This is a genomic window from Streptomyces sp. NPDC057623 (assembly GCF_042800355.1).
GTDB lineage: Bacteria > Actinomycetota > Actinomycetes > Streptomycetales > Streptomycetaceae > Streptomyces.
Window position 1 is genome coordinate 1 of sequence record NZ_JBHVGZ010000150.1, and the last position, 6,160, is coordinate 6,160.

The 6,160-nt window shown below is 68.8% G+C and carries 3 protein-coding genes; 1 reads left to right on the top strand and 2 read right to left on the bottom strand.

What is annotated here, in order from left to right; translation table 11 throughout:
* Positions 1–166: 166 nt before the first annotated feature.
* Complete coding sequence (locus ACFU95_RS50575) at positions 167–1,141, top strand: tyrosine-type recombinase/integrase (protein ID WP_383844595.1); 975 nt, start codon at positions 167–169, stop codon at positions 1,139–1,141.
* Positions 1,142–1,173: 32 nt separating this feature from the next.
* Here ACFU95_RS50575 and murJ read toward each other — a convergent pair whose 3' ends face one another.
* Both murJ and ACFU95_RS50585 read right to left on the bottom strand, forming a co-directional pair.
* Positions 1,174–2,862 (bottom strand): murein biosynthesis integral membrane protein MurJ, encoded by a 1,689-nt coding sequence (gene murJ / locus ACFU95_RS50580; protein WP_383844598.1) that lies wholly within the window; start codon positions 2,860–2,862, stop codon positions 1,174–1,176.
* A gap of 150 nt (positions 2,863–3,012) precedes the next feature.
* Positions 3,013–6,069 (bottom strand): Tn3 family transposase, encoded by a 3,057-nt coding sequence (locus ACFU95_RS50585; protein ID WP_383844601.1) that lies wholly within the window; start codon positions 6,067–6,069, stop codon positions 3,013–3,015.
* Between the last annotated feature and the right edge of the window lie 91 nt (positions 6,070–6,160).

The following is a 6,160-nucleotide window of genomic DNA, read 5'->3' on the forward strand; positions in this document are numbered from 1 at the left end:
TCGATCGGCCCTGGTGGGCGGATGACGGTGCGTCGGCACCGGACCCCTTTGAAATCTTTCCACAGATAACGCCCTATTATCTTTGGCAACTTGATTCGTCACCTGCGGTGACGTTCTCTGGCCGCTACGCGAAGCGGCCCTGTTATCTGTGGCAAGGGGGGAAGCGGTGCCCACCGTCGTGCAGTTGCCGACTGGCAAGGTGTTGACCGTTCGGGCGGCGGCCGACGTGTTCCTCGACTCGCTCCGCAACCCGAACACGGTCCGGAACTACGGGATCGGGGTCGGCAAGACCGCTGAGCGGCTCGGTGAGAGTCGGCCGCTGGCGATGGTGGCGGACGACGAGATCGGCGAGGTTCTGGAACTGCTGTGGGGCACCGCGGCGGTCAACACGTGGAACGCACGCCGGGCGGCGGTGCTCTCCTGGCTCGGCTGGTGCCGCGAGCGGGGCCACGATGCCCCGGCAGTCCCCGCCTGGGCCAAGCGGCTGGCGATACCGGAATCCGAGACGCCTGCCCGCTCACGCATGGCCATCGACCGGTTGATCGCCCGCCGGGAGGTGCACCTGCGGGAGAAGACGCTGTATCGGATGCTCTACGAGACCGCCGGGCGGTCCGACGAGATCCTGGGCGTCAACATCGAGGACCTGGACTTCGCCGGGCGCCGCTGCCAGGTCAAGGCCAAGGGCGCCCGGACCAAGGCCCGCCGTCGTGGCCAGGCCCGCGAGGACTTCGTATTGGAAACGGTCTACTGGGACGCCGGCACCGCCCGGCTTCTGCCCCGCCTACTCAAGGGCCGTACGCGGGGGCCGGTGTTCGTTACTCACCGGCGGCCTGGCCCCGGCAAGGTCGTCAGTCCTCGGGACGTGTGCCCGGACACTGGCCTCGCCCGGCTCTCATACGGGCAGGCTCGTGGCCTGCTGGACGAGCACACCGCCGTACGCGGGCCCGGCACCGGCTGGGACCTGCACGAATACCGCCACTCCGCTCTGACGCACCTCGGCGAGGCGGGGGCGAGTCTGCTGATGCTGATGGCCAAGTCGAGGCACAAGAAGCCGGAGAATCTCCGTCGTTACTTCAAGCCGTCGCCGGAGGCCATCGCCGAGGTCACCAGCCTGCTTGCGCCCGGTGACAGCCACCGATGACCGGCCGCTGCGACTCAGCCGAGACCGGGCGCTCACCCCAGGCCCGGCAGGCTCCGCAGCTCGCTGATCTTCAAGGTTCGTGCGAGCAGCACGAACACCAGGAGCATCGTGAGGCCGCCCGCAGCGAGGCCCAGAGCGGGTGCCCAGGTGGTCGAGGTGACGGTGCTGGAGCATGAGCGCGCCACCAACCAGCCCAGCGCTCCCGCCGCGAGGGCAGAGGTCGTCAGCTTGCCGTAGGTGCGGCACAGTCTCTTGCCGTCCAGCCGGCCTTCGAGACGTCGTCGCAAAAGCATTGCGGTGATGAGCAGGCCGATGGCGTACGAGGCGGCGTAGGCGCCGGCCAGGCCGGTGACGGCCCATCGCGGGGGCATCAGCAGATGGCAGGCGGTGGCCAGGGCGATGTTCGCCGTACTGATCCACACGGCCATCCAGAACGGGGTCCGGGTGTCCTCGAAGGCGTAGAAGCCGCGCAGCAGCATGTACTGCGCCGAGAAGGGGATCAGGCCGAGTCCGAAAGCCTGGAGCATCTGGCCCAGCGGCACGATGGACGCTGAATCGGCTGCTCCATGAGCGAAGATTACCTGCGCCATTTCCGGGCCGAGGGCCACGAAGAAGAAGGCGGCGGGAACGATGACGACGCCGCTGATCCGCAGGGCCCGGGAGAGGTCATCGCGCATGTCGTCGAGGCGGTGTTCGGCGACGGCCCGGCTCATTCGCGGCAGTAGGGCGGTGACCAGCGAGACAGTGATGACCGACTGCGGCAGCGACCAGATGGTCTGCGCGTAGGTGTAGGCGGAGAAGCCCACGCCGCCCTTGGGCAGCGCCGTGTCTGCGGCGGAGGCGTAGCGGGTCACCACCGTGCTGGCTACGAGGTTGGTGAGGACGAACAGCAGGGTCCAGCGGGCCGCGCTGATGCTCTTGCCCAGGCCCGTGCCGCGCCAGTCGAACCGCGGGCGGAACCGAAAGCCGGCGGCCCTGGCGAAGGGGATCAGGGCCAGAGCCTGGATCGCCAGAGCGCCGGTGGTGCCCGCGCCGAGCAGCGTGACCTGGGTCTGGGTGATGTCCTGGACGGAGTCCGGGACGGTCATCATGCCGAGGTATACGCCGAACATGGAGATCAGGACGACGTTGTTGAGGACTGGGGTCCACATCATCGCGCCGAACTTGTTCCGGGCGTTGAGTACTTGGCCCAGGATGCTGAACAGTCCGTAGAAGAAGATCTGCGGGAGCAGGAACCGCGCGAAGACCACTGTCAGCTGAAACGCTTCGTGGTTGGCCGGTGAGTCGCTCTGATAGAGGCTGATGATCTGCGGCGCTGCCCACACGGCCAGCAGTGTGCCGACTCCCAGCACGGACATCGTGAGGGTGACCAGACGCTGCTCGAAGGCCCGTCCTCCATCAGGTTGCTCCATCCTGGCCCTCACCAGCTGCGGAACCAGTACGGAATTCAACGCACCGCCGATGAGCAGGAAGTACAGGCTCGCCGGCACCACGTTGGCCTGGTTGTACGTTGTAGCGAGCAGTCCCGTCCCGAGTGCCCCGGCCTGTAGGACTGTTCTCAGCAGGCCCGTTGCCCGGGACACCACCGTCCCTGCCGCCATCAGCATGGACGAGCGCATCAGCTCGCCCTTTGCCGCGTCAGACTTCGTGGCGGCGTGCCGCCCTCGCTTCTGCTTCCCCGGTAACCGCGTTCTTGCCGCGCCCGGCGTCCCCTCCACCATGTGCCTAATCTACGGCGTAGAGATCATCATCATGGGCGCTGCCCCGGGTTCTCCGGTCGGCCCGAAGTCCCCAGCCGAAGCATTGCGGCGAATGGAGACTCCGGACCGCGTGGTCATGCAGTACGCAGGTGTGTCAGGCCGGGAAGGTCCTTACTGCTCGCTGGCGTCCGGATCGCGTAGGGGCCGCAGTCCGCCGGGCAGGTCAGGAAGCTGGAAGGAGTACCGGCCCAGCATGTTGATGTGCTGCCGTACAAACGGCGAGAGGCGGGCCACGTCCTCGTCGCGGACGTCGAAGCCGTCCGCGCGCAGCTGGTTCACCGCGGCGTCCATGTACCTGGTGTTGAAGAGGACAACGGCATTGAGGACCAGGCCGAGCGCGCCGAGCTGATCCTCCATGCCGTCCTGGTAGCGCTGGTAAAGCTGCCCGGAACGGCCGTGGAAGATCTTCCGGGCGAGCGCGTGGCGACCCTCCTGGAGGTTGGCCTGCGCCTTGATCTGGCGCCGGTAGCCGGGCTCGTCGGCCAACCGCAGGATGTGCAGGGACTTGGCGATCCGCCCGTAGTGCGCGATCGCGTCCCCCAGCGGGGTCGGCCGTCCGTCCCGCGACAGCATCCGGATCACGTCGTACGCGCGCACGGCGCCGGTGTGGATGGAGCCGATAATCCGCAGGATGTCCTCCCACTGCCGCTCGATCCGGGCGAGATCAACCCGACCACGGGCGGCGTCGGTGAAGGCCCCGTAGTCGGCGGTGCGGTCGATGCGCCACATCTTCTGGTCCGGCAGGTCCGCGAGCTGCGGCGCGTACGCGAACCCGGCCAGGGTGAGGAGTCCGAAGACGATGTCGCTGTACGAGGCGGTGTCCGTGACGATCGTCTCCGGGCGCTTGCCGCCGTCCCGGTCGTAGAGGACGTCCAGCACGTACAGGGAGTCGCGCGGGGTGCCGGCCACCACCTTCCCGCCGAGCCCCGCCGCCTGATCGTTGATCATGTTCAGCCAGGTGGCGCCGCCCCGGCGCCCGAAGTACTTCGGGTTCGGCCGGGCGTAGACCGAGGGGACGGGGACGACGAACCTCATGCCGTCCACGGAGGCGACCAGCCCGCCGCCCCACACCTGCGCGAGGCCGATGGAAGCCTGGTGCTCGATGAGGGTGGCGTTCGCGGCCCGGTAGGTGGCCAGCCGCAGATACGTCTGGTCGACGTGGGACAGCGTGCTGTACTTCAGCGCATCGATCCCGCCGATGACCGGCGTGTAGCCGACGTTGCAGCCGTGCGCGACCAGCAGCGCGGCGACCGTCACGTGCAGGTCTTTGAGCCGGGCCTCGCCGCCGGTGATCGAGGTGAACGCCTGGTCGGCGCCGGTCCACGAGAACACCTCCAGCAGGACCTCCGGCAGGTCGACGCGGGGCATCATCGCCTCCACCGCCTTCCGCAGGTCGCTCAGGGAGGCGGGTTCGGGCTCCGGCTGAAGGGCGGCGAAGTGCAGGCGGCCGTCGTCGTCGAACACGATCTGGGAGTTCGCCGGCACCCGCCCGGCGACCTCCCGGTACGTGCCGTCCAGCAGCGCGGCCCGCGCCGCCAGGTGCTCACCCGCCTCGCCGGGCAGGTTCAGGGAAGCCAGCACGGTCGGGCGGACCTGCTCCCACGCCTCGCCGTCCAACAGCTTCGCCCGCGGGTCACCCCACTTCGAGGAGTTCTTCGCGAAGACCTCCCGCCGGCGCAGCAGCCGATGGAAGGACTCCAGCACGCAGAACACGTACGCCTTCCAGTCCACCGTGCCCGCCTCCAGGTGCGGCGCGCTCAGCACCAGCCGCCGCCACGAGCCCACCAGCAGGGACGTGTCGATCTCGTCGGGGCCGACCTTCTTGCGCCCCATCAGATCGGGCAGCGACTTCAGCGCCTTGAGGACCGGCAGGCCCTCCGGGGTGGCGCCGAAGTCGACGACCTGGACAAGGAGTGCCAGGAACGGCCGTACGGTGGGGAACCGGGTGACCAGCATCGACCGCCATGCCTCGTCCGCGTCCGAGTCGATCGGCGGCGCCAGCTCGAACAACGCGGCGATCGCGGCGGCCAGCTCCTCGCGCGGCACCACCTCCTCGATCCGCTCCCACATCGCCGTCAGCGTCGCCACCTCTGGCGGACTGATCTCCCCGGACTCGGTGTCGACTTGCTCGCTCGTGGTGTCGAACACGACCCGGAACGCGGTCGCCAGCCTGATCCCGGCCCGCTCCATCCTCGGCAGCGTCTTCAGCTTCTGCTTCGCCGTCTCCCGCTCCGCCCGCGCGAGCAGCCTCGTCGCGATCAGCACCTCCAGCAGATCCAGCGCGTCGTCGACCGCCCTGCTCGTCAGGTAGACCGCGGTGGCCAGGAGGGTGGCCAGGCGCCGGGAGTCGCCGTGGCGCCGCAGCAGGGACGCCTTGCCGTCCACGCCGTACCGCGACAGCTCTGCCAGTCGCCGCGGCGGTATCCCGGACACGTCCAGCTCACCCATACCGAACGCGTCGATCTCCGCTGCCCGCTCAAGCGCCCACTTCATCTGCGGCCCGGAGATCCGCACCGGGCCGCGCCGCAGACGGTCCAGCTCTGATACCCGCGCGCCGGGCGGCACGGTCAGCAGGGAGTCGAGCACCGCCCGCTGACCGGTGCTCAGCAGCCCGTAGAGGCTGTCCCACAGCCGCTGGTTCGCCGCCTCCCGCACCGACGCGACCAGCCGGGCGAGCGTCGTCACGCCGGGCAGCAGCACCCGCCGCTCGCGCAGCCACCCCACCGCCGCGTCGAACAGCGCCTTCGGGCCCTCCCCGGTCGTCCAGGCCCGCGCGTCCACCCACACCCGCAGCTCGGCTTCCGCCTCGGCGAACTCCGTGTACTCCAGCAGTTCGCGCAACTCCCACACGTGCTCGAACCGGGTCTTCCACCGCTGTTCCCCGTACGCCTTCAGCACAGACGAGTCCTCGATACCGAGCTGCTCGGCGAGGTAGTCGACGACCTCAGCCGGCACGTCGGTCGGGTCGTCCAGGAACACCCCGAGATACCGCGCGGTCGTCAGCTGTACCGCGAAGCCGAGCCGGTTGTGAGACCGCCGCTTCGCCTCGATCAGCTCCCGGTCCGCGTCGTCCAGGAAGAAGAAGCGCTCCAACTCCGTACGGGATGGCGCCCCGTCAAACGCCGCGTACGCGGCGGCTTGCGCATCCGTCAGAAACTCGACCGGCACCCCGGACCTCCACACAGCCAATGATCAACACGACTGCCGAAGGTTCCGCCTCCACCAAAGCCCAGGTCAAAGCGCTCTCAGGCGTGCGATG

What these genes read in the sequence shown, in the direction of transcription:
- murJ (WP_383844598.1), bottom strand. Translation starts at nt 2,862, where the DNA reads ATGGTGGAGGGGACGCCGGGCGCGGCAAGAACGCGGTTACCGGGGAAG.